The organism is Micromonospora sp. M61 (assembly GCF_018070245.1).
Classification (GTDB): Bacteria; Actinomycetota; Actinomycetes; order Mycobacteriales; family Micromonosporaceae; genus Micromonospora; species Micromonospora zamorensis.
This window is the reverse complement of the sequence record NZ_JAGPYA010000003.1, coordinates 153970-176987: the sequence shown is the minus strand read 5'-3', so window position 1 is coordinate 176987 and position 23018 is coordinate 153970. Positions and strand designations below refer to the sequence as shown.

Annotated in this window: 19 protein-coding genes and 1 pseudogene; 14 read left to right on the top strand and 6 right to left on the bottom strand. The window is 71.0% G+C overall.

The annotated features are described in order from the left end of the window. Positions 1–122: 122 nt before the first annotated feature. Complete coding sequence (locus KBX34_RS03100; protein ID WP_210923132.1) at positions 123–1514, bottom strand: cation:dicarboxylate symporter family transporter; 1392 nt, start codon at positions 1512–1514, stop codon at positions 123–125. A 100-nt stretch (positions 1515–1614) separates the two neighbouring features. Here KBX34_RS03100 and KBX34_RS03095 point away from each other — a divergent pair, with 100 nt between their 5' ends. Beyond that, positions 1615–3201, top strand: coding sequence for a sensor histidine kinase (locus tag KBX34_RS03095; RefSeq protein ID WP_210923131.1), 1587 nt, complete (start codon positions 1615–1617; stop codon positions 3199–3201). Then, on the top strand, positions 3198–3893 hold the full coding sequence (locus KBX34_RS03090) for a response regulator (RefSeq protein ID WP_210793067.1): 696 nt from the start codon (positions 3198–3200) through the stop codon (positions 3891–3893). Before KBX34_RS03095 ends, KBX34_RS03090 begins: the two co-directional genes overlap by 4 nt. A gap of 129 nt (positions 3894–4022) precedes the next feature. Here KBX34_RS03090 and KBX34_RS03085 read toward each other — a convergent pair whose 3' ends face one another. Then, positions 4023–4337, bottom strand: coding sequence for a transcriptional regulator (locus KBX34_RS03085; protein ID WP_141908799.1), 315 nt, complete (start codon positions 4335–4337; stop codon positions 4023–4025). Further along, positions 4337–4728: pseudogene (locus tag KBX34_RS03080) on the bottom strand (type II toxin-antitoxin system RelE/ParE family toxin). Before KBX34_RS03080 ends, KBX34_RS03085 begins: the two are co-directional and overlap by 1 nt. A gap of 275 nt (positions 4729–5003) precedes the next feature. Between KBX34_RS03080 and abc-f the strand changes: the two are divergent. Further along, complete coding sequence (gene abc-f, locus KBX34_RS03075) at positions 5004–6641, top strand: ribosomal protection-like ABC-F family protein (protein WP_210923130.1); 1638 nt, start codon at positions 5004–5006, stop codon at positions 6639–6641. A gap of 47 nt (positions 6642–6688) precedes the next feature. Here abc-f and KBX34_RS03070 read toward each other — a convergent pair whose 3' ends face one another. Both KBX34_RS03070 and dnaE read right to left on the bottom strand, forming a co-directional pair. After that, positions 6689–7606 carry a hypothetical protein gene (locus tag KBX34_RS03070; RefSeq protein WP_210923129.1) on the bottom strand — a complete coding sequence of 306 codons (918 nt, stop codon included), beginning with the start codon at positions 7604–7606 and terminating at the stop codon, positions 6689–6691. 49 nt (positions 7607–7655) lie between these two features. After that, positions 7656–11186: a DNA polymerase III subunit alpha gene (gene dnaE, locus KBX34_RS03065; protein WP_210923128.1), complete on the bottom strand. Its 3531-nt coding sequence runs from the start codon at positions 11184–11186 to the stop codon at positions 7656–7658. Positions 11187–11334: 148 nt separating this feature from the next. On the opposite strand from dnaE, the gene KBX34_RS03060 reads away from it, so the two are divergent. The 3 genes from KBX34_RS03060 (at position 11335) to KBX34_RS03050 (ending at position 13134) form a co-directional block, all read left to right on the top strand. Further along, entirely contained in the window at positions 11335–11955 is a 621-nt protein-coding gene (locus KBX34_RS03060; RefSeq protein ID WP_099852173.1) for an L-threonylcarbamoyladenylate synthase, read from the top strand. 88 nt (positions 11956–12043) lie between these two features. After that, positions 12044–12583 (top strand): RNA polymerase sigma factor, encoded by a 540-nt coding sequence (locus KBX34_RS03055; RefSeq protein WP_210793070.1) that lies wholly within the window; start codon positions 12044–12046, stop codon positions 12581–12583. Continuing rightward, positions 12580–13134: a hypothetical protein gene (locus KBX34_RS03050; protein WP_210923127.1), complete on the top strand. Its 555-nt coding sequence runs from the start codon at positions 12580–12582 to the stop codon at positions 13132–13134. Before KBX34_RS03055 ends, KBX34_RS03050 begins: the two co-directional genes overlap by 4 nt. Positions 13135–13188: 54 nt before the next feature. On the opposite strand, the gene KBX34_RS03045 is transcribed toward KBX34_RS03050, so the two are convergent. Then, entirely contained in the window at positions 13189–14628 is a 1440-nt protein-coding gene (locus KBX34_RS03045) for a serine/threonine-protein kinase (RefSeq protein WP_210923126.1), read from the bottom strand. 133 nt (positions 14629–14761) lie between these two features. Between KBX34_RS03045 and KBX34_RS03040 the strand changes: the two genes are divergently transcribed. The 8 genes from KBX34_RS03040 to KBX34_RS03005 all read left to right on the top strand — a co-directional run bounded on the left by KBX34_RS03040 (position 14762) and on the right by KBX34_RS03005 (position 22965). Beyond that, positions 14762–15358, top strand: a complete 597-nt coding sequence (locus KBX34_RS03040; RefSeq protein WP_210923125.1) for a hypothetical protein — start codon at positions 14762–14764, stop codon at positions 15356–15358. Positions 15359–15499: 141 nt separating this feature from the next. Continuing rightward, positions 15500–15841, top strand: a complete 342-nt coding sequence (locus tag KBX34_RS03035) for a PadR family transcriptional regulator (protein ID WP_088947375.1) — start codon at positions 15500–15502, stop codon at positions 15839–15841. Beyond that, positions 15838–16785 carry a permease prefix domain 1-containing protein gene (locus tag KBX34_RS03030; protein ID WP_210923124.1) on the top strand — a complete coding sequence of 316 codons (948 nt, stop codon included), beginning with the start codon at positions 15838–15840 and terminating at the stop codon, positions 16783–16785. The genes KBX34_RS03035 and KBX34_RS03030 overlap by 4 nt, the downstream gene beginning before the upstream one ends. Before the next feature lie 119 nt (positions 16786–16904). Further along, positions 16905–18245 carry a sensor histidine kinase gene (locus KBX34_RS03025; protein ID WP_210923123.1) on the top strand — a complete coding sequence of 447 codons (1341 nt, stop codon included), beginning with the start codon at positions 16905–16907 and terminating at the stop codon, positions 18243–18245. Further along, positions 18242–18961: a response regulator transcription factor gene (locus KBX34_RS03020; RefSeq protein ID WP_088947372.1), complete on the top strand. Its 720-nt coding sequence runs from the start codon at positions 18242–18244 to the stop codon at positions 18959–18961. The genes KBX34_RS03025 and KBX34_RS03020 overlap by 4 nt, the downstream gene beginning before the upstream one ends. Positions 18962–19042: 81 nt before the next feature. Continuing rightward, on the top strand, positions 19043–19936 hold the full coding sequence (locus KBX34_RS03015; RefSeq protein ID WP_210923122.1) for an ABC transporter ATP-binding protein: 894 nt from the start codon (positions 19043–19045) through the stop codon (positions 19934–19936). After that, the gene (locus KBX34_RS03010; protein ID WP_210793075.1) at positions 19933–20994 is read left to right on the top strand and encodes an ABC transporter permease; all 1062 of its coding nucleotides are present in this window, start codon (positions 19933–19935) and stop codon (positions 20992–20994) included. The genes KBX34_RS03015 and KBX34_RS03010 overlap by 4 nt, the downstream gene beginning before the upstream one ends. Before the next feature lie 177 nt (positions 20995–21171). Then, a complete protein-coding gene (locus KBX34_RS03005; protein ID WP_210923120.1) occupies positions 21172–22965 on the top strand; it encodes a carbohydrate binding domain-containing protein in 1794 nt (597 codons plus the stop codon). The last annotated feature ends 53 nt before the right edge of the window (positions 22966–23018 follow it).

Sequence of the window (23018 nt, the reverse complement as noted above, 5' to 3'; positions counted from 1 at the left end):
GCGCGGACGCCGGAACTCATCACCCGGGGGTCCGAACGCGGTGATCCAGGCAGGCGCGGTTCACCCCCGGCAGGGGGCACTGGCGCATGCCCGCGCACCCTGCCGGGGGTCCATGCCGTAACTCAGGCTGGCGCTCCCGCCGTCGCGGGCTTCTGTTCGTCGGACCGTGCAGCGGCCGTCTCGTCGGCGTCGTCGTGCTCATCGAGCATCGTGGCCTCGTCGAACGGGTCGTCGCCCTTGAGCACCCCGACCGCCCGGTCCCGGTCGAACTCGCCGGTCCACGTTCCGACCAGCACGGTCGCCACGGCGTTGCCCGCGAAGTTGGTCAGCGCGCGGGCCTCCGACATGAACCGGTCGATGCCCACGATCAGCCCGACACCGTCGACGAGGTCCGGTCGGTGCGACTGGAGCCCACCGGCCAGCGTCGCGATGCCCGCGCCGGTCACGCCCGCCGCACCCTTCGACGCGATGATCATGAACAGCAGCAGCGACACCTGCTCGCCGATGGAGAGCGGGTTGCCCATTGCCTCGGCGATGAACAGCGACGCCATCGTCAGGTAGATCGCCGTGCCGTCCAGGTTGAACGAGTACCCGGTCGGCACCGTGATGCCGACGACCGGCTTGCTCACCCCGAAGTGCTCCATCTTCGCGATCAGCCGCGGCAGGGCCGACTCCGACGACGAGGTCGACAGGATCAGCAGGAACTCCCGGCCGAGGTAACGCAGCAGCGAGAAGATCGAGATCCGGGCCACGAACCAGAGCAGCGCGCCGAGGAACACCAGCACGAAGATCAGACAGGTCGCGTAGAAGCCCAGCATGATCTGGGCGAGACTCTTGAGCGCGTCCACCCCGGTCGCGCCGACCACGGCGGCCATGGCACCGAACGCACCGACCGGCGCCAGCCACATGATCATGGCGAGGACCTTGAAGACGACGCGCTGGATGACGGCGATCGCGCCGAGCACCGGCTCGCCGCGCCGGCCCATGGCCTGGACGGCGAAACCGACCAGCAGGGCCACCAGCAGCGTCTGGAGGACCTCGCCCTCGGTGAGCGCGGACAGCATCGTGGTCGGGATGATCCCGAGCAGGAACTCCGTCGTACTGGCGGCTTCGTCACCGGCGGCGGCCTTGCCCGCGCCCGCGAGGTCCGAGCCCAGGTTCAGGCCTGAGCCGGGGTGGATGAGGTTGCCGACGACCAGGCCGATGGCGAGCGCCACCGTCGACATGGTGAGGAAGTAGCCGAGGGCGAGGCCGCCGACCTTGCCGACCTTCGCGGCCTGCCGGACGGACCCGACGCCGAGCACGATGGTGCAGAAGATGACCGGGCTGATCATCATCTTGATCAGGTTGACGAAGCCGGTGCCGATCGGCTTGAGTTCCTTGCCGAAATCGGGGGCCACCAGGCCAACCACGATGCCGGCGAGCACGGCCACGATGACAGCGATGTACAGGTAACGGGTACGGTCCCGGCGGGCCGGGGGCGCCGGTGAGGTGGTGGATGCGGTGGTGTCCATGTCGACAATGTGAAGCGTGTCTCACCCGTTGACAGCCTTGCGGTCATTCTGTTCACCGCTGACTCGATAACGGCAGCGGCGCGATGAGGAGGTGGTGGAGGTGGCCCGACGCCAGTGGAGCATCGCGGCGCAGCTCTTCGCCCTCCAGGCGGTGGTGGTGACGCTGCTCGTGCTGGCCGGCGCGGCGGGCGCCGTCTGGCTGGCCCGCAGCGACTCCCGCCAGGCCGCGGAGGAGGAGGTGCTCGCGGTGGCGCAGACCGTGGCCGGCTCCCCCGACGTCCGCGCGGCCCTCGCGACCGCCGACCCGGCCAGCATCCTCCAGCCGTACGCCGAAGCGACCCGGGAGGCGACGGGCACCGACTTCGTGGTGGTGATGGCCCCCGACCGCACCCGTTTCTCGCACCCCACCCGGGAGCAGATCGGCGAGCCGTTCGTCGGCGACATCGGCCCCGCCCTGGCGGGCCGCGCGTTCACCACCACCAACGTCGGGACGCTCGGCGAGTCGGTGCGCGCGGTGGTTCCGGTGTACGACGAGCAGCGACGCATCGTCGGTCTGGTCTCGGTGGGCATCACCACCCGCGCCATCAACCGCAAGCTGCTCGGCCAGTTGCCGGTGCTGTTCGGTGTCGCCGCGCCGGCCCTGGCGCTCGCCGCGACCGGCTCCTGGCTGCTCAGTCGCCGACTTCGCCGCCAGACACACGGCCTGGGGCCGGCGCAGATGACCCGCATGTACGAGTACTACGACGCGGTCCTGCACTCCGTCCGCGAAGGTCTCGTCGTGCTGACCACCGACCGGCGGGTGGCACTGGTCAACGACGAGGGACGCCGACTGCTGGGGCTCGACGCGGACACGCCGGTGATCGACCAACCGGTCGCCGGGATCGACCTGCCGCCAGCGGCGGCCGAGTTGCTCGGCTCCGGGCGCGACGCCCGCGACGAGCCGATCGTCGCCGGCGACCGGGTGCTCGTGGCCAACCAGCGGACCACCCGCTTCGAGGGCGCGGTGCTCGGCACGGTGCTGACCCTGCGCGACCAGACCGAGCTGCGCACGCTGGCCAGCGAGCTGGACTCGGTGCGCGCGCTGACCGAGGCGTTGCAGGCGCAGACCCACGAGTCGGCCAACCGGCTGCACACCGTGCTGACCCTGGTCGAGTTGGGACGCGCCGACGAGGCCGTCCGGCTCGGCACCCGGGACCTGGCCCTCGCCCAGCAGCTCACCGACCGGGTGGTCGGCGCCGTGACCGAGCCCGCGTTGGCCGCGCTGCTGCTGGGCAAGTCCGCGCGGGCCGGCGAACGCGGGGTGGACCTGGTCATCGAGCCGGACTGCCGCCTCGACGACAGCCCACTGCCGAGCGGCGACCTGCTCACCGTGGTCGGCAACCTGGTCGACAACGCCCTGGAGGCGGTGGCCGGCACGCCGGCGCCACGCCGGGTGCGGGTCTTCGTCGGCGCCGTCGACGACGAGCTGGTGATCCGGGTCGCGGACAGCGGCCCCGGGCTGGCCCCGGAGCGGGTGGCCGACGCGTTCCGGCGTGGCTGGTCCACCAAGAGCACCGGCCGCGGCCTCGGTCTGGCGCTGGTCGGGCAGGTGGTCCGCCGGCACGGCGGCAGCGCCGAGGTGACTCGCTCGGACGACGGCGGCAGCCTGTTCACCGTCCGCCTGCCCAATGGAGGTGAGCGGTCGTGACCGACATCCGCGTGCTGGTCGTCGAGGACGAGCCGCTGCTCGCCGAGGCCCATTCCGCGTACACCGAACGGGTTCCCGGGTTTGTGGTGGTCGGCGTGGCGCACACCGCGCGGGCGGCGATGGCTGCCCTGCGCGCCAACGACGGCGGCGACGTCGACCTCGTACTCCTGGATTTTCGGCTGCCCGACCTGCACGGCCTGGACGTCTGCCGGGCGCTGCGCGCGGCCGGCAGCAGCGTCGACGTGCTCGCGGTGACCTCCGCGCGGGACCTGGCGGTGGTGCGCACCGCGGTATCCCTCGGGGTGACCCACTACCTGCTCAAACCGTTCACGTTCGCCGCGTTCCGCGACAAGCTGGAGCGGTACGCGGACTACCGCAGGCAGGCGCTCGCCGACGGCGAGGTGGCCGCCCAGCACGACGTGGACCGGATGTTCGCCACCCTGCGCGGCACCGCCGGACACAGCCTGCCCAAGGGGCTCGACGCGCAGACCCTCAATCGGGTACGCGCAGCCCTCACCGACGGGGCCGGCGCCCAGGCGGGGCTGTCCGCGACCGAGGTCAGCGGGCTGACCGGCATCTCCCGGGTGACCGCCCGCCGATACCTGGAATATCTGGTGACCGTCGAGCGGGCGGCCCGCAGCCCCCGCTACGGCACCCCCGGCCGCCCCGAAGTCGAATACCGACCCCGCTGAGCGAACCACCCTCTTCCAGCATCGATCATGGAATTGTGGTGCCTCGCATATGGAGCATCAGGGGGCATTGCTCCCACCACAACTCCATGATCGACGTCTGCTGTCGCCAGCAGTACGCGAGACGCGCTGTCAGGCGATCTGACGGAGGTCATCGCCGTAGTCGAAGATGATCCGCATCCGGGCGCCGAGCGCCCGTGCATAGCGGCTCAACGTCGCGACCTCGTTGGCCTCCAGATCGCCGTTCTCGATCTGGCTGACCCGGCCGGGCGTGACACCCATCAACTCGGCCACCTGCCGTTGGGTCAGGCCCAGCCGCTTCCGCTCTTCGGCAAGATGGAAAGCGCTGATCCACGCCTCGGTACGGGCACGTTCTCCGTCGAGCGCTTCATCGTCCCCGTCGTGCAACTCAGCCCGGATGTCGTTCCAGTCATGGAAGTCGCTCATCAGCCCTCCCTCCGTTTCCTCTCGAAGGCAAGCCAGCCCTCGTACGCGATTTCAGCGACCGGGATCGCTTTCTCGTACCATCGATTCCAGTCGCCTGCCTTGTTACCGGCCACCAGCAGCACGGCCTGAGACCAAGGATCGAAGACGAACAGCACGCGAACGCGACGTCCCTTCCAGATCTCGGTCGCAGTTCCTTGAGGTTGCTGATGGTCGAACCCCTGAGGGTGTCAACCAGCGGACGCCCCAGGCCCGGACCGGTCTCCGCGAGCATGTCGATCGCCACGTTGACCGACCGGTACGTCGCGGGGTCGGCCTGACGCAGGGATCGCAGCCAGTCGCGGACATCCGTTGTCGTCCTGATCGCCGAGCGACGTGGCGGCTCATGAGACATGGACCAACTATAGCCTGACCTATACACCGAGCGCTGCACCCTATTGCGGTGGCGGGGTGAAGATCCGTTGTTAGACTTGGCGAGTTGGGTTGGTGGCACGACCAGGGAGACCAGACATGGCGGGTGACGACGACATCTCCGGGTGAGACCGGATGTGTTCGGCCATCGGTTCGGCGCGCGTAGGCGCAGCCGCCGAGGCCATGCCGTCGTTCCACCGGTTCCCGTTGTCGTCGGGCGACCTAGGCGCGCCCACCCCACCCTTTGAGGTCACTCTCATGTCTGATGCGTTCATCGTCTGCTCGAACCTGTCCTTCTCCTGGCCGGACGACACCCCGGTCTTCTCGGAGCTGTCCTTCACCGTCCCGGGCGGGCGCACCGGCCTGGTCGCGCCCAACGGCGCCGGCAAGAGCACCCTGCTGCGGCTGATCGCCGGGGAGCTGCGGCCCAGCGGCGGCAGCGTCACCGTCGACGGCCTGCTCGGCTACCTCCCGCAGACCCTGCCACTGGTCGGCGACCTGACCGTGGCGCAGGTGCTCGGCGTCGCCGAGCGGATCGCGGCCCTGCACGCCATCGAGGCCGGCGACGCCAGCGAGGCGCACTTCGCCACGATCGGCGACGACTGGGACATCGAGGAACGCACCCGCGCCGAGCTGGACCGGCTCGGCCTCGGTGAGCTGTCACTCGACCGGCGGCTGCACACCCTCAGCGGCGGCCAGGTGGTCTCCCTCGGTCTGGCGGCGCAACTGCTGCGCCGCCCGGACGTGCTGCTGCTCGACGAGCCGACCAACAACCTGGACCTGGAGTCTCGGCACAAGCTCTACGACGTGCTCACCGACTGGTCCGGCTGCCTGCTGCTGGTCAGCCACGACCGGGAACTGCTGGACCGGATGGACCGCATCGCCGAGCTGGACCGCGGGGAAATCCGCTGGTACGGGGGCAACTTCACCGCGTACACCGAGGCGGTGCAGGCGGCGCGGGAGGTGGCCGAGAGCAACCTGCGCAACGCCGAGCAGGAGGTCAAACGGGAGAAGCGGGAGATGCAGCAGGCCCGGGAGCGGGCCGACCGGCGGGCCAGCAACGCCTCGAAGAACCTCAAGAACGCCGGCCTGGCGCGGATCGTGGCCGGTGGGCTGAAGCGCAGTGCGCAGGAGTCGGCGGGCCGGGCGCAGGAAACCCACTCCAACCGGGTCGGTTCGGCCCAGGCGCGCCTCGACGAAGCCGGCCGGGCGGTACGCGACGAGGACCGGATCACCGTGGACCTGCCGGACACCACCGTCCCCGGCGGGCGCACGGTCTTCTCCGGCCAGGGGATGCGGGCCCGCTTCGACGACCGGGAACTGTTCGGCGGCGACGGCGCCGACCTGGTGATCCGGGGGCCGGAGCGGATCGCGCTCACCGGGGCGAACGGCGTCGGCAAGTCGACAGTGCTGCGCCTCGTCAACGGTGATCTCGAACCGGCCGGCGGCGAGCTGAAACGCGGCGACGGGCGGATCGCGTACCTGTCGCAGCGGCTGGACCTGCTGGACCTCGACCGTACGGTGGCGGAGAACTTTGCCGCGTACGCGCCGAGCCTGCCGGACGCGCAGCGGATGAACCTGCTCGCCCGGTTCCTGTTCCGGGGCTCCCGGGTGAACCTGCCCGTCGGGGTGCTCTCCGGCGGTGAGCGGCTGCGCGCGACCCTCGCGTGTGTGCTCTGCGCCGAGCCGGCGCCGCAACTGCTGCTGCTCGACGAGCCGACCAACAACCTGGACCTCGTCAGCGTCGCCCAGTTGGAGAGCGCGCTGTCCGCGTACCAGGGGGCGTTCGTGGTGGTCAGCCACGACGAACGGTTCCTCGCCGAGATCGGCGTGCAGCGCTGGTTGCGGTTGGCCGACGGCCAGCTGCGGGAGATTAGCGCCCCCGACCGGGGCTGAGCCCCGCATCGGCTGATGTCTGACCGGGCGGAGCGTGCTTTGCCCGGTCAGACGCGGGCGACGAGGTCGGCCAGAGCCCGTCGCACCCTGTCCCGGACCTCGTCCAGGCCCCAGGTGGCGATCTTCGACAGTGGGTGCTCCGTCCGCAACTGACGCACCACCTCCAGCCCGACCAGGTAGCCGCAGCGCTTCGGCAGGTCACCGAGTGGGGAGTCGCGCATCAGGAAGTACGCCGCGTGATGCCGTGGGTCGACGGTCTCCAGATCGGCTGTGATCCGGCCCAGGATCTCCGGCCATCGGCGGCGGCACTCGTCGAGCCACGGTCGGTGGCCCGGCCGGCCGAACCAGAGGTACGCCTCGTCGCCCCGGCCGGGTGTCAGCTCTGCCGAGACCTCGGTGGCCAGGCCCTCGGTGAGCAGCGTGTTCGCCACACCGTGCTCGGGCCAGTCGCGGATCGCCGCGAGCCGGTCGTGCACCACGTGGGCCACCTCGTGCCGCACCAGCATCCGCCCGTCGTCCGTCCCGTCAAGCTCCTCGACGGCGAGGAAGAGCGCGAACCGGCCGTCGAGCGACTCTGCCCAGCCGTTGGCCCGGTGCAGGCCCACCATGACCACACACTCCACCGGGTCGGCATCGCCGCTCCAACCCAGCGCGTGGGACACCGCCGGCACCGCCGTCGGCAGGTCCGCCCGCAGTGCCGCCGACCGGGCGGTCAGGTCGACGTCCGCGCCGGCCAGTCGGCTGAGAACCGTGGCGAGTTCGGGCGGGACGGACCACGCGTGGTCCCGGTCGAGGGTGGCAAAGACCTCCGGGTGACGGTCGAGGTAGCGCGTCCGCCACAGTTCGGGCCGGTGCGACGCGGGGGCGGACGCGGCGCTGCGGGCGTACTCCAGGTAGGCCGGAATCAGGTCGCGGACCCGCAGCGTCGGTCGGACGGCCTCCCCGGCGGGCGTGCTGGCGGTCATCCCGCCATGCTGCCCGACTGGGGCCGGTCGCGCCGACCAGGTGAGCGGGTCAGCTCACGTTGGCCGGGCCGAGGACGCTCTTCAGGTCACCCATCAGCGCGGTCGTCGCCGCCACCCGGAACGGGCCCAGCCGCAGGGTGGTGGTGCGCCCACCGTTCTGGAGTTTGACGTGCACCTCGGTGTCGCCGGGGTGCAGCACCAGGGTTTCCTTGAGTTTCTCCACCAGCGGCGGTGTGCATCGGTGCACCGGGATAGTGAGGGTGACCGGCTTGTTGGTGGCGCTGGTGCTGACGTCCGGCATGGACATGTCCATCGCCATGATCCGTGGGGTGTCGTCGCGGCGGTCCACCCGACCCTTGACCACCACGATGGCGTCCTCGGCGATGTACTGCCCGATCACCTCGTAGGTGTTGGGGAAGAACAGCGTCTCGACCCCACCGGCCAGGTCCTCCAGGGTGGCTGAGGCCCAGGCACGGCCCTGCTTGGTGACCCGGCGCTGCACACCGGACAGGATGCCGGCGAGGGTGACCACCGCCCCGTCGGGCACCGCGCCGTCCTCGGCCAGGGAGGCGATGGTGGTGTCGGCCGCCGCGTTGAGGATGTGCTCCAGGCCGAACAGTGGGTGGTCGGAGACGTACAGGCCGAGCATCTCGCGCTCGAAGGCCAGCTTGTCGCGCTTGTCCCACTCGCTGTCGCCGATGACCGGCATCACCGTCGTGCTGCCGGTGTCGGCGTCTCCGAAGCCTGCGCCGAACAGGTCGTACTGGCCGACCGCCTCCTTGCGCTTGACGTCGGCGTACGCGTCGATGGCATCCGCGTGCACCGCGAGCAGACCCTTGCGGGGGTGGTCCAGCGAGTCGAACGCACCAGCCTTGATCAAGGATTCGATGGTCTTCTTGTTGCAGACCACGGCGTCCACCTTGGACAGGAAGTCGTAGAAGTCGGCGTAGTCGCCCTTCTCCTCCCGGCACCGCATGATCGAGGCGACGACGTTCGCGCCGACGTTGCGCACGGCGGCCAGACCGAAGCGGATGTCCTTGCCGACCGGGGTGAACGGCCCGGCCGAGGTGTTCACGTCCGGCGGCAGCACCTGGATGCGCATCCGGCGACACTCGGCCAGGTAGAGCGCCATCTTGTCCTTGTCGTCGCCGACGCTGGTCAGCAGCCCGGCCATGTACTCGGCCGGGTAGTGCGCCTTCAGGTACGCGGTCCAGTAGGAGACCAGGCCGTACGCGGCGGAGTGCGCCTTGTTGAAGGCGTAGCCGGCGAAGGGCACCAGGACGTCCCACACCGCCTGGATCGCCTCGTCGGAGTAGCCGCGCTCGCGGCAGCCGTCCCGGAACGGGATGAACTCCTTGTCGAGGATCTCCTTCTTCTTCTTACCCATGGCCCGGCGCAGCAGGTCCGCCTGGCCGAGGGTGTAGCCGGCGAGGATCTGCGCGGCGCGCTGCACCTGCTCCTGGTAGACGATCAGGCCGTGGGTGGGCTCCAGGATCTCCCGCAGCGGTTCTTCCAGCTCCGGGTGGATCGGCGTTATCTCCTGGAGCTTGTTCTTGCGCAGTGCGTAGTTGGTGTGTGAGTCGACGCCCATCGGACCGGGTCGGTACAGGGCCAGGACGGCGGAGATGTCCTCGAAGTTGTCCGGCTTCATCAGCCGCAGCAGGGACCGCATCGGCCCACCGTCGAGCTGGAACACGCCCAGGGTGTCACCGCGGGCCAGCAGCTCGTACGCGGCCTTGTCGTCCAGCGGCAGGCCCAGCAGGTCGAGCTTCCGACCGTGGTTCAGCTCGATGTTCTTGACCGCGTCGTCGATGATCGTCAGGTTGCGCAGGCCGAGGAAGTCCATCTTCAGCAGCCCGAGCGACTCGCAGGTCGGGTAGTCGAACTGAGTGATGATCGCCCCGTCGGCGTCGCGGCGCGTCAACGGGATGTGCTCGATGATCGGCTCGGCGGACATGATGACGCCGGCGGCGTGCACACCGGTCTGCCGGATCAGCCCCTCGATGCCCTTGGCCGTGTCGATCACCTTGCGGACGTCCGGGTCGGAGTCGTACAGGCCGCGGATCTCACCCGCCTCGGCGTAGCGGGGGTGTTTGTTGTCGAAGATGCCGGTGAGCGGGATGTCCTTGCCCATCACCGCCGGTGGCATGGCCTTGGTGATCCGGTCGCCGACCGCGTACGGGAAGCCGAGGACCCGGGCCGAGTCCTTGATCGCGGCCTTCGCCTTGATCGTGCCGAAGGTGGCGATCTGAGCGACCTTGTCCTCGCCCCACTTGTCGGTGACGTACTTGATCACCTCACCGCGCCGACGCTCATCGAAGTCGATGTCGACATCCGGCATCGAGACCCGCTCGGGGTTGAGGAACCGCTCGAAGATCAGGCCGTGCTGGATCGGGTCAAGGTCGGTGATGCCCAGCGCGTACGCGACGAGCGACCCGGCGGCGGAACCACGACCCGGGCCCACAGCGATGCCCTGGTTCTTCGCCCACTGGATGAAGTCGGCGACCACGAGGAAGTAGGACGGGAAGCCCATCTGGTTGATGACGCCCAGCTCGTACTCCGCCTGGACGACATGCCCCTCCGGGATGCCGTTCGGGTAGCGGCGGGCCAGACCGGCGAACGTCTCCTTGCGGAACCAGGACTCCTCGGTCTCCCCCTCGGGCACCGGGAAGCGCGGCATCAGGTTGTGGAACTCGAACATGCCGGTCGGGTCGACCTTCTCGGCGACCAGCAGGGTGTTGCGGCAGCCCTCCTGCCACAACTCCGACGAGTCCACTGCGCGCATCTGGTCGGCGCTCTTGATGAAGTAGCCGCCGCCCTCGAACCGGAACCGGTTCGGGTCGTCGATGTTGCTGCCGGTCTGCACGCAGAGCAGCACGTCGTGGGCGGTGGCCTGCGCCTCGTGGGTGTAGTGCGAGTCGTTGGTGACCACCGGCGGGATGTCCAGTTTGCGGGCGATCTCGGTGAGCCCCTCACGGACCCGGCTCTCGATGGAGAGGCCGTGATCCATGATCTCCAGGAAGTAGTTTTCCTTGCCGAAGATGTCCTGGTAGCTCGCGGCGACCTTGAGCGCCTCGTCGAACTGGCCCAGCCGCAGCCGGGTCTGCACCGCGCCGGACGGGCAGCCGGTGGTGGCCATGATCCCCTCGGCGTGCTCGGCGATCAGCTCCATGTCCATCCGGGGCCACTTGACGTAGTGCCCCTCCATGGACGCCCGCGAGTTGAGGGTGAACAGGTTCTTCAGGCCACGGGCGTTCTTCGCCCACATCGTCTTGTGGGTGATCGCGCCGTTGCCGGAGATGTCGTCGCTCTTCTGCTCCGGCCGACCCCACTTGACGCGCGCCTTGTGGTAGCGCGACTCCGGCGCCACGTACGCCTCGACGCCCAGGATCGGGGTGATCCCGGCGGCCATCGCCTGGTTGTAGAAGTCGTTCGCGCCATGCATGTTGCCGTGGTCGGTGATCGCCACGGCGGACATGCCGAGCCGCTTGGCCTCGGCGAACAGGTCCTTGAGGCGGGCCGCTCCGTCGAGCATCGAGTATTCCGTGTGCACGTGCAGATGCGCGAACGAATCGGCCATGCCTGGCGCCCCCCGGCGGTGTGGATCTTGTTGGTCGGAGCCGACCGGGACCTACCCTACCGAGGTGATCTCGGCGGCTCCACCGTCCGCGCCGACGGTCGTGGCCCTCGTCTCCTACTCGCCCGCGAGTGCGCCTAGGCTCTTCAGGATGGCGAGGTACTACGACGTGCACCCGGAGAACCCCCAGCCCCGGATCATCGGCCAGGTCGCCGACCTGATCCGCGGTGGTGGGCTGGTCGCCTACCCGACGGACTCCTGCTATGCCCTGGGCATCCAGCTGGGCAACCAGGACGGGCTGGACCGGATCCGCCAGGTCCGCCACCTCGACGACCGGCACCACTTCACGCTGGTCTGCCGGGACTTTGCGCAGCTCGGCCAGTTCGTCCGGATCAGCAACGCGGTCTTCCGGCTGGTGAAGGCGTCCACCCCGGGCAGCTACACGTTCATCCTGCCGGCCACGAAGGAGGTGCCCCGCCGGATGTTGCACCCGAAGAAGCGCACCGTCGGGGTGCGCGTACCCCGGCACACCGTCACCCAGGCGCTGCTGGCCGAGCTGGCCGAGCCGCTGGTGTCGAGCACCCTGGTCCTGCCCGGCGACGACGAGCCGATGACCCAGGGGTGGGAGATCAAGGAACGGCTCGACCACCAGCTCGACGCGGTGCTCGACGCCGGCGACTGCGGCAAGGAGCCGACGACCGTGATCGACCTGTCCGGCCCCGAGCCGGAGATCCTGCGCAGGGGTGCCGGAGACGTGTCCCGCTTCGAGTAACGCGTCGGGTGCCGGACCGTACCGGGGCGCGACGGCCGCACCGGTCGTACGCTCGGGGATCGGCACCGGCGAGCATTGGACACCCGGCATGCCCGACGCGGACGACATCGACGCGCTGGCCCGGTCCGCCGCGCACGGCGACCCGGCGGCCCTGGACGCCCTGCTGCTCGCGGTACGCCCCGAGGTGCTGGGGCTGTGCGCACGCTTCCTACCCAACCGGGAGGACGCCGAGGAGGCCTGCCAGGACACCCTGCTGGCGCTGGCCAACGGGATCACCCGGTTCGAGGGGCGCTCCTCGTTCCGCACCTGGCTGCACCGGCTGACCGCCAACCGGGCCCGCTCGACGTACCGCACGCTGCGCCGCCGCTGGCGGTTGGAGGCCGGCGGCGTACCCGTGCCCGAGCAGGCCGACCCACGACGGACCAGCGTGGTCGCGGGCACCCGCCTCGACCTGCTCGACGCCTTCGACGCGGTCCGCCCCGACCTGGCCGAGGTGGTTGCCCTACGCGACGTCCTCGGGCTGAGTTATCCCGAGATCGCGGCGCTGCTCGACGTGCCGGTGGGCACGGTGAAGTCCCGGCTGCACCTGGCCCGGCGGCAGGTCCGGCAACGACTCGGCGCCGAATGAGCCCCGCCGCGCGACTCCCCTGGATCCGCTGGCTCCTCGCCGGTGGCGTCGCCCTCGTGGCCGCCGTGGCGGTCGCGGCCTGCGGCGGCGCCGACGCGGTCGCGCCGCTGCCCGTGCAACCACCCGCCGAGTCCCGACCGTCGCCGACCCCCTCGGCGATCCCGGCGCCCACCGCATCTCCGTCCCGACCGCCGTCGACCAGCGGGCGTCCGGTCGCGGCACCGCCCGCACCGACCACCGCCAGGGGTACGCCGCACCGCCCGGCCGCCACGTCGACCGGGCCGACCACGAGCTGCCAGGGCGCCGTGCGCTACGACCTGCCGCTGGCCGAGACCGAGCTTGAGCTGCTGCGGTCCCTCTGCTTCGCCGCCGGCGCGGTGCTGCGGATCCAGGGCATCGGCCCGGGCCTGGTCACCGTCGACCGCCCGGAGCTGGTTTCGCAGCACTACGAGGCCGGCGTGGTGGACATCCGGTTCGTCCGCCCCGGCACCGTCGACGTCACGATCCCCCAGCAGGATCGGGAGCACACCATCACCGTGGTGGTCCGCTAGCCCGCCGCGATCCGTCCGGCCCGCGCATGGTCGCCCGTCACCACGGAGCGCCGTTCAGCGCACCCGCACGCCGGCGAGCAGCCCGTCCACGAAGTCGGGTCCGCCGTCCAGCGGTGGCACGACCTGCACGTACACCAGAGCGCCGCGGGCGGGATGCAGGCCGGCCGACTCGACGATCCGCGGCCGGTCCCGGTCGCAGCGGTACGCCACCACGGTCCACTCGACGCCCGCCTGGCGGGTGGTGCGCACCGGCGCGGACGTGCAGTCCCCGTGTGTGCGCCCGGCCAGGAACCTGGCGGGCGTGGTGCGCGCCGCCGTGCTGACGGAGACGCCGACGAACGCGCCGGGCACCCCGGGGTCGGCGGCCCAGCGGCGGGGCTGCGGCGACATCACCAGCGCCGGTTCCGCTTCGCCGTCGGCGTCGTACTGACCGGCCCAGGTCGCCCCGGTGGCCGACCAGCCGTCCGGCAACGTCACGGTGAGCGGTCCGGCGGTGTAGGTGTCACGTTCGGCCCCGGTGCCGCCCGGCTCGGCGCCCACGACGGCGACGGCCGCGACGGCCGCCCCGGCCAGCAGCATCCGGTACGGGCGACGGGCCATCGGCGACGACTGCCGGACGGGATCGGTGGCCCGGTCGAGCGCGGTGTGCAGCGCGGCGGCGTCGGGATAGCGGTCGGCGGGCCGGTGAGCTGTGGCCCGGAGGAGTACCGCCGCTACCCGCGCCGGCACGCCGTCGCGCAGTCGCAGGGCGCCGGCCGATCTGGGCGGGTCGGACCCAGGGGCGGCGGCGAGCAGGCGGATCCCGAGCCGTCCGAGCCCGTACACGTCGGCGCGGGTGTCGATCACCGCGCCCGGTTCGTCCTGCTCCGGCGCCATGTAGCCGGGGGTACCGGCCCGGGCGGTGAGGCCGGAGGCGGCGGCGAGCGCCTTGGCGAGACCGAGGTCGGCGATCAGCACCCGCTCGGCGCCGGAGGTCGCGCCGGTGGATCCCGCCCCGGGAGACACCTCGGTGGATTCCGCGCCGGAGGGCGACCCGGTGGATTCGGCGCCGGAGGGCGCCGGAGTGGAGTGGAACAGGATGTTGCCGGGGGTGAGGTCGCGGTGCACGACGCCGTGGCGGTGCAGCACGCTCACGCCCGCGCAGATCTCGCCGAGCAGGCGCAGCGCCGCCGGCACGGAAATCTCAGCAAGAGCCAGCCGGTCCCGGAGACTGCCCCCGTTCGCCCAGCCCAGCACAGCGTACGGCCGTCCGTCGGGCAGCTCACCGACGGCGTGCACCCGGACCAACCGCTCGTGTTCCAGCCGGCGCAGCAGCCGGGCCTCGTCTCGGAAGCGTTCCCGGACCCGCAGGTCGTGGCTCCAGTTCTCGGCCAGCACCTTGATCGCCACGTACCCGTCGAGCACTGGGTCGTAGCCCAGCCAGACGGTCGCGAACGATCCGACGCCCAGCAGCCGCTCGATGAAGTAGGGCCCGATCCGTTGCGGAGCCGTCACCGCGTCACCCCCGGCCAGCACGGTCGGTCGGCGTCTCTCTGCACAGTAGACCGGGCTGGTCGGAAAGCCGACGAACCGTTGGGCCGGGCGCGGTGACTAACAGGGCAGAGACCCATCACCGAAGGAGCGCACGATGAAACGACCCTCGATCCTCCTCACCACCGCCGCGCTGGCGCTCGGCACGCTCGTCCCGCTGGTCAACGCAGGTCCGGCCTCGGCGACTCCGGTGTCGGGCGGCAGCGCACCGGCCTCGGCGCGCGGACCACTCGACGCGGCCGGGCACAGCCACCCGCAGGTGCTCAGCGTCGGCGGCGCCGGGGCGTACCGGATCGGCGCCGACCTGGCGGCGCTCACCGCGGCCGGGCGCATCGGCTGGACGGCGACGGCCTGTGGCGGGGTGGTGCACGCCGGCGCGACCGGTTCCTGGGCCGGGGTGCTCATCCTGGCCTTCCGCTACGGCCGGCTGGTGGAGGTCGGTACGGCCACCGCTCCGCCGCGTTCCCCCGCCGGCGCGATGGTCGGCATGTCCTTCGACGAGTTGGAGGACATCTACGGCCGGCGGGGTTCGCTGATCCGCAACGACGCCGGGGACGCCGAGGCTTACCTCGTACGGGTCGGCTCGCGGGTCGAGCTGTTCACCGGGCATCCGATCCGGCCGGGCGTGGGCTACTTCCAGGTCGGCCCGGCCAGCTTCGTCGAGCGGAACTTCCGGCAGGGCTCGACCTGCTGATCCGTGTCAGATCTCAGGGCGTCCGGCCCGTGCCGGGCGCCCCTCGCGCTGCTCGGCACGGCCATCCGTCCAGTGCATCTGTGAGCGACACGATGCTATTGGCGTAGACAACGCTGTGTGGCACACAGTATGGTGTGACACATGGTTAGCGAGGACGTTCTACGGACGCACCTACAGGAGTTGCGTCGAGGCACCGTCGTGGTGGCCAGCCTGGTCGCGTTGCGCCGACCGGACTACGGCTACGCACTGCTGCAACGGCTCACCGACCACGGCTTCCCGGTCGACGCCAACACGCTCTACCCGCTGCTGCGCCGCCTGGAGGACCAGGGGCTGCTGACCAGCGAGTGGAACACCGCGGAGAGCCGGCCGCGCAAGTTCTACCGGACCAGCGACGAGGGCGAGTCGATGCTGACCCGGCTCCTCGACGACCTCGCCGCCGTACAGACCTCCATCACCGGGCTGATCCAAGGAGCCGACCGATGAACACCCTGACCGACCGTTACCTCGCCGCCACCCTGCGCTCGGTGCCCACCCAGCGCCGGGACGAGATCGCCAGCGAGCTGCGCGCCTCGATCGACGACATGATCGAGGATCGGACCGGCAGCGGCCAGGACGCCCCTACCGCCGAGCGGGAGGTGCTCACCGAGCTGGGCAACCCGGACGAGCTGGCCGCCCGGTACGCCGATCGCCGGTTGCAGCTCATCGGCCCGACCTACTACCTGGTCTGGCTGCGCCTGCTGAAACTGCTGCTCAGCTTCCTCCCGGCGCTCGTCGGCACGATCGTCGCCATCGTCAAGGTGGCCGAGGGCAGCGGTTTCGGCGCCATCGGACCAGGTCTCGTCGTCGCCCTGCACGTGGGCGTGCACATCGGTTTCTGGCTCACCCTGACCTTTGCGATCATCGAACGTTCCCAACCGGCCGTGGACCTGCCGGACTGGACGGTCGACCAACTGCCCGACGTCCCGGTGCACCGCGACGTGTCCCTCGCCGACACCATCGCGTCGGTGGTCATGCTGGTGGTGACCATTGGCTACCTACCGTTCCAGCACTACCGGTCCTGGGTGCGCGACACCGACGGCGACAACATCCCGATCCTCGACCCGGCGCTGTGGTCCTTCTGGCTGCCGGCACTGATCGTCGTCATGCTCGGCACCCTGGTGTTCGAGATCGTCAAGTACCGGATCGGGCAGTGGAACTGGGCGCTGTTCGGGACCAAGGCGCTGCTCAACCTCGCGTTCTCGGTGCCGCTGGTGTGGCTGGCGCTCTCCGACCGGCTGCTCAACGCGGACCTGGGCGAGCGGCTGAGCTGGCTGGCGGACGCGGACAACCGCAACCTCATCGGGGTCGCCATCGCGGTCGGCACAGCCGCGATCCTGGTCTGGGACCTGATCGACACCGCTCTGAAGACGCGCCGCCAGACGGCGTGAGCGACACCCGACAGGACGGCCCGGCGCGCACCCCACGCCGGGCCGTCGCCCGTCGGCAGGAGCTGGTAGCGGCCCCGCCCGGTGGACGGGCACCGGGGGTTCCGTGGCATCGTTCCTGGATGAGCACGTCATCGCGAGAGGACTGGCGCCGACCCGGCCCGACGGCAGAGCAGCGTCGGGTCGACCTCTGGCTGGGCCTCGGGGTGACCGCGCTGGCCCTGGTGAGCCTCACCCTGGCCCGCAGCACCGGGGCGTTCATGCTGGGTCCGCCGCCGTCCGGGCCGGAGCAGCTGTTCTGGACCGTCGCGGTGACCCTGCCGCTGATCTGGCGGCGACGCTGGCCGGCCGCGACCCTGCTGATCATCTCGGTGGCTTTCATCGCCGCGCAGGCGCGCTCGGCCCCGGAGACCCAGTTCTCCTCGTGGGCCCTGTTCTGCGCCCTCTACACGGTGGGCGCCTGGGGACAGGACCGTCAGCGGTCCCGCAGGCTGCGGATCGGCGTGATCGCCACGATGTTCGCCTGGCTGGGGATCTACTACGCGGTGTCCATCGACCACATCCCGCCCGGCGCCTTCGCCGACGCCGTCGGGCCGGTGCCACCGGTGCTCGCCGCGATGGTCACCGGCGTCCTCGTCAACGTGCTGGTCTTCGGTTTCGCGTACTTCTTCGGCGAGACCGCCTGGGTCGCCGCACGCCGCGAGCACGAGCTGCGGACCCAGGCCGAGGACCTGCGCCGGTCCCAGGCCGAGGCTCGGGAACGGGCGGTGCTCGGCGAACGGGTCCGGATCGCCCGGGAGCTGCACGACGTGGTCGCCCACCACGTGTCGGTCATGGGGGTGCAGGCGTCCGCCTGCCGCCGGGTCTTCGACCGCGACCCAGGCAAGGCCCGCACGGCCCTCACCGCCATCGAGCAGAGCGCCCGCACCGCCGTCGACGAGCTGCGTCGGATGCTCGGCGTGCTGCGGGCCCCCGCCAACGCCAACGCCGACGCCGAGCCGCCGGCGACCGGCGGCGTCGAACGGATCGGCGAGCTGGTCGAGCGGGCCCGAGCCGCGGGCCTGACGGCAACCCTCGGGGTGTACGGCGACGCGGTCGCGTTGCCCGAGTCGGTCTCGCAGGCGGCCTACCGGGTGACGCAGGAGGCGGTGACCAACACCCTGAAGCACGCCGGAGCGAACGTGTTGGACGTGCGGGTCCGGTACCTGGCCCGCGAGGTGGAGGTCGACGTGACCGACGACGGACGAGGTGGCCGCCGGGTCAACGCCCTCGGGCTGGGCCTGATCGGAATGCACGAACGGGTCAGCGCCCACGATGGCGACCTGGAGGCCGGGCCGCGCGCCGGTGGCGGTTGGCGGGTACGCGCCCGCTTCCCACTGCCGGCACCGGCGGACCCGCCGGTGGGCGCGCAGGCGCCGAGCGACGAGCAGCAGCCGGTCGTCGACACGGCGCGTTCGGCATGAGCGCCGCACCGACCGGCGAGACGTCAGCCCCGGGTCCGACCGTCCGGGTGCTGCTCGCCGACGACCAGCACCTCGTCCGCACCGGCTTCCGGGTCATCCTCGAGGTGGAGGACGACATCGAGGTGGTCGGCGAGGCGGCCGACGGCGAACGGGCCGTAACCATGACCCGAGCCACCCGCCCGGACGTCGTACTCATGGACGTGGAGATGCCCGGGATGGACGGCCTGGAGGCCACCCGGCAGATCACCGCCGACGGGCCCGGGGGGCCGGCGGTGCTGATCCTCACGACCTTCGACCGCGACGACTACCTCTTCGCCGCGCTGCGGGCCGGTGCCAGCGGCTTCCTGCTGAAGAACGGCACGCCGGAGGAGCTGATCGAGGCGATTCGTGTGCTGGCCAGGGGCGACGGCCTGCTCGCCCCGGAGATCACCCGGCGGGTGATCTCCACGTTCGCCCGTCCCGGTGACCCGGCGGGCACCGCGCACCGGGGACCGGAGGCCGACGCCGCGCTGGCCGGGCTGACCCCGCGGGAACGGGAGGTGCTGGTGCTGCTCGCAGGCGGGTCGAGCAACGCCGAGATCGCCGCGAGCATCCACCTGGGCGAGGCGACGGTGAAGACGCACGTGAGTCGGGTGCTGGCCAAACTGGGCCTGCGCGACCGGGTCCAGGCTGTGGTGTTCGCGTACGAGAACGGGGTGGTCCGGCCCGGCGGGTGACCGCCATCCGTCGTAGGACGGACCCACCCGCTCAGTCCTCGGACGGACGGCGTGACGCCGCATTCGATCTAGCGTGGATGCGTGACCAGAACGCTTCGCCTCGACGGCGTCGACCGCAGTTTCGGCGACCGGCAGGTACTCAAGAACGTGTCCTTCGAGGTGGCCGCCGGCCGGATGACCGGCTTCGTCGGCGCCAACGGCGCCGGCAAGACCACCACCATGCGGATCATCCTGGGTGTGCTGTCCGCCGACGCCGGCGAGGTGAGCTGGGGCGGCATGACGCTGACCCGGCAGGACCGCCAGCGCTTCGGTTACATGCCGGAGGAGCGCGGCCTCTACCCCAAGATGACCACCCGGGAGCAGGTGACCTACCTGGGCAGGCTGCACGGCCTCGACGCACCGGCGGCTCGGCGCGCCACCGACACCCTGCTGGAACGGGTCGGGCTCGGTGCGCGCGGCGACGACCTGCTGGAGACGCTGTCGCTGGGCAACCAGCAACGGGCCCAGATCGCCGCCGCGCTGGTGCACGACCCCGAGGTGCTGGTGCTCGACGAGCCGTTCTCCGGCCTCGACCCCCTCGCCGTCGACACCGTCGTCACAGTGCTGCGGGAACGCGCCTCGGCCGGAGCGCCGGTGCTCTTCTCCAGCCACCAGCTGGACGTCGTGGAGCGCCTCTGCGACGACCTGGTGATCATCGGCGACGGGGTGATCCGCGCCGCCGGCAGCCGGCAGCAACTGCGCGACTCGTACACCGTGCCCCGCTACGAGCTGGTGGTGGCCGGCGACGCCGGCTGGGTACGCGACCACCCAGGGGTCACCCTGGTCGAACTGGACGGTGCTCGAGTCGTCTTCGACCTGCCGGCCGGCGCCGACGAACAGCCCGTACTGCAGGCGGCCCTCGCCCGCGGCCCGGTCCGCGCCTTCCGCCCGGTCAGCCCCTCGCTCACCGAGATCTTCCGAGAGGTCACCCAGTGAACGTCACCCAGGCCACCCGGCTGGTCGCCGAACGCGAGATCCGCGTGAAACTCCGCGACCGCACCTTCCTGTTCGGCACCCTCTTCTTCCTGCTGATCGCGGCGGCGGGCACCATCCTGCCGCCGCTGCTCTCCGGCGGTCCGGACACTGTGGCCGTCACCCAGGAGGCAGCCGGGCCGCTGCGGGACGCCGGACTCGACGTCCGCGTGGTCGCCGACGACCGGGCCGCCGAGCAGGCCGTCCGCGACGGTGACGTGGACGCAGCGGTGGTCTCCGGTCCGAAGGTTCTCGCGATGGACGAGTCCCCCACCGACGTGGTCCAGGCGCTGAGCACCTCGCCGCCGGTGCAGTTGCTCGACCCGGACGCGGTCGACCCGGTGGTGGCGTTCCTGGTGCCGTTCGTCTTCGCGTTCGTCTTCTTCATCACGTCGCAGACCTTCGGCCTGCAGATCGCGCAGAGCGTCACCGAGGAGAAGCAGACCCGCATCGTGGAGATCCTGGTCGCGGCGGTGCCGGTGCGGGCGTTGCTGGCCGGCAAGGTGGTGGCCGGCGGCATCCTGGCGTTCGCACAGATCGCGCTCATCGCCGTGGTGGCGGTGCTCGGCATGCAGATCGGCGACAGCGGTGGCCTGCTCAGCCTGCTCGCCCCGGCGATCGGCTGGTTCGTGCCGTTCTTCCTGCTCGGTTTCGTGCTGCTCGCCGCGATGTGGGCGGCAGCCGGCGCGCTGGCCAACCGGCAGGAGGACATCGCCGCCGTGTCGACACCCGTGCAGTTCGCCGTGATGCTGCCGTTCTTCGCGGTGATCTTCCTGAACGACAACGCCACGGCGATGCGGGTGCTGTCGTACCTGCCGTTCTCGTCGCCGACGGCCATGCCACTGCGGCTGTTCACCGGTGACGCGGCCACCTGGGAACCGATCGTCTCGCTGGTCATCCTGCTGGTCGCGGCCGCTGCGTTCGTGATCGCCGGGGCCCGGGTCTACGAGGGTTCACTCCTGCGCACCAACGGCCGGACCTCGCTGCGCGCCGCCTGGCGGGAGCGCGAGACGATCGGCTGAGTCGACAATTCGCCCCACGCGGGCGCCGGTGTCCTGACGGATGCCGGCGCCCGCCGCCGTACGGGCCCGTTCCGAGCGCTGTTCGGAGGCCGTGAACAGCGCGAACGCTCCTACGTTGAGCCGATCCTCACGGCAACGACCTGGTCGTCGCCGGTCCCTGGACCGGAAAGGCTCTCGATGTCCCCACCGATCAACACACGGCACCTTCGTCGCCTGCTCAGCATGGTGCTCGCGGTCGCCCTCGCCAGCACCCTCACGGCCCTCGTCCGGCCCACGCCGGCCGCCGCCGCCCCGGGCGACCTCATCCTCAACGGCACGTTCGACAACGGCAGCACCCAGCCCTGGTGGACCCGGCTCGCCTCGACCAGCACGACGGTCAACGCCGGGCAACTGCGCGTCCGCACCAGCGCGACGGTCGGCAAGCCCGTCTGGGAGGACCTGGTCGGCCACTTCGAGTTCGGAGTGACGGCCGCGCAGCCGTACCGGTTGCAGTTCGACGCTGCCGCGGACGTCAGCCGCTCCCTGCGCGTCTCGGTCTCCCGGGCGGACACGCCCTTCACCTCCGCCGTCGACCAGAGCGTCGCGCTCACCCCCACGATGCGCCGGTTCACCTTCGACTTCACCTCCGCGTTCGGTGACCCGAAGGCGGTGCTCCTGTTCCACCTCGGTGGCCAGGCCTCCTCGACGGTCCGGTTCGACAACGTCTCGCTCAGCCCGTTGGCCGTCGACTCGGCCACCGATCCGATCCTGTACTGGAACGGCGTGCTGCTGCGCACCTACCAGGCGCTGGACCTGCCGCCCACCTCCTCCTCCCGGGAGGCCGCCATCCTGCACGCGGCGATGCACGACGCCGCCGTCTCGGTCACCGGCGTCGGAAATCCCTACCGGGTACGGGTGCCGGTCAGTTACCCGGGGACCATGGACAACGTCGTGGCGCCGTCCCTGCACGCCGCCATCGACCGGGCCGCGTACGACGTGCTGACCGCCCTGTACGGCGGTCAGGGCCAGTCCTACACCCAGGCCCTCGCTGGCGCTGTCGCCCTCCGGCCGTCCGGGGTGAACGCCGCCGAGGTCGCCCGTGGTGACACCGTCGGCGCGGCGGCGGCCACCGCCAACCTCCAGGCCCGCGCCAACGACGGCTCCGGCAACAACACGCCGTACCAACTGGACGCCGTGCCCGGGTCGTGGCGGCCGACCAACGGAAAGGCGGCGGTCAGCCCGAACTGGGGCCTCGTCACCCCGTTCGCGCTCACCTCCGGCCGGCAGTTCCGCCCCGGGCTACCCGCCGGGGTGACCGGAGGTTACGCCGACCTGCTCGGCGAGCAGGAATACCGCGACCAGGTGCAGGAGATCCGCGACTACGGCGGTCAGACGTCGTCGCTGCGGACCCCCGAGCAGACGCAGATCGCGTTCTTCTGGGCCAACGACCTGGGAGGTACGTACAAGCCACCGGGTCAGCTCTTCTCGCACACCCGGATCGTGTCGGAGCAGCGTCAGCTCGGCATCCTGGCCAACGCCCGGCTCTTCGGGCTGGTCGCTCTCGCGCTCGCCGACGCCGCCATCGCCGCCTGGGACGCCAAGTACCAGACACCGATCGACCTGTGGCGGCCGGTGACGGCCATCGAGGCGATGGGCGGCGCCGGTTGGCAGCCGCTGTCCCAGGATCGCGCCGGGGTGCCGTACACGCCGGCCTTCCCGGCCTACATCTCCGGGCACGCCACCTTCGCGGGGGCCTGGTCCGCCGTGATGAAGAGGTTCTTCGGCACCGACGCGATCGCCTTCGACGCCACCACCGACGACCCGCACGCGGAGGGCGTGGTCCGGCGCATGCCCGGCTTCGACCACGCCGCCGAGGAGAACGCGCTGAGCCGCATCTACCTCGGCGTGCACTACCGGTTCGACGCGGACGCCGGACTCGCCACCGGCCGTTCCGTGGGCGCGTACGTGTACGCCAACCGGCTGCGGCCGTGAGCCGTCGGTCGGTGTGACGGGGGGATGCTCCCCGCCCGGTCCGTGGACCCGGG

Excerpts from the sequence above, each read along its gene's own strand:
- KBX34_RS03100 (WP_210923132.1), bottom strand. The coding sequence starts at position 1,514 with ATGGACACCACCGCATCCACCACCTCACCGGCGCCCCCGGCCCGCCGG.
- KBX34_RS03085 (WP_141908799.1), bottom strand. The coding sequence starts at position 4,337 with ATGAGCGACTTCCATGACTGGAACGACATCCGGGCTGAGTTGCACGAC.
- abc-f (WP_210923130.1), top strand. The coding sequence starts at position 5,004 with ATGTCTGATGCGTTCATCGTCTGCTCGAACCTGTCCTTCTCCTGGCCG.
- KBX34_RS03070 (WP_210923129.1), bottom strand. The coding sequence starts at position 7,606 with ATGACCGCCAGCACGCCCGCCGGGGAGGCCGTCCGACCGACGCTGCGG.
- dnaE (WP_210923128.1), bottom strand. The coding sequence starts at position 11,186 with ATGGCCGATTCGTTCGCGCATCTGCACGTGCACACGGAATACTCGATG.
- KBX34_RS03060 (WP_099852173.1), top strand. The coding sequence starts at position 11,335 with ATGGCGAGGTACTACGACGTGCACCCGGAGAACCCCCAGCCCCGGATC.
- KBX34_RS03055 (WP_210793070.1), top strand. The coding sequence starts at position 12,044 with ATGCCCGACGCGGACGACATCGACGCGCTGGCCCGGTCCGCCGCGCAC.
- KBX34_RS03050 (WP_210923127.1), top strand. The coding sequence starts at position 12,580 with ATGAGCCCCGCCGCGCGACTCCCCTGGATCCGCTGGCTCCTCGCCGGT.
- KBX34_RS03040 (WP_210923125.1), top strand. The coding sequence starts at position 14,762 with ATGAAACGACCCTCGATCCTCCTCACCACCGCCGCGCTGGCGCTCGGC.
- KBX34_RS03035 (WP_088947375.1), top strand. The coding sequence starts at position 15,500 with ATGGTTAGCGAGGACGTTCTACGGACGCACCTACAGGAGTTGCGTCGA.
- KBX34_RS03030 (WP_210923124.1), top strand. The coding sequence starts at position 15,838 with ATGAACACCCTGACCGACCGTTACCTCGCCGCCACCCTGCGCTCGGTG.
- KBX34_RS03025 (WP_210923123.1), top strand. The coding sequence starts at position 16,905 with ATGAGCACGTCATCGCGAGAGGACTGGCGCCGACCCGGCCCGACGGCA.
- KBX34_RS03020 (WP_088947372.1), top strand. The coding sequence starts at position 18,242 with ATGAGCGCCGCACCGACCGGCGAGACGTCAGCCCCGGGTCCGACCGTC.
- KBX34_RS03005 (WP_210923120.1), top strand. The coding sequence starts at position 21,172 with ATGTCCCCACCGATCAACACACGGCACCTTCGTCGCCTGCTCAGCATG.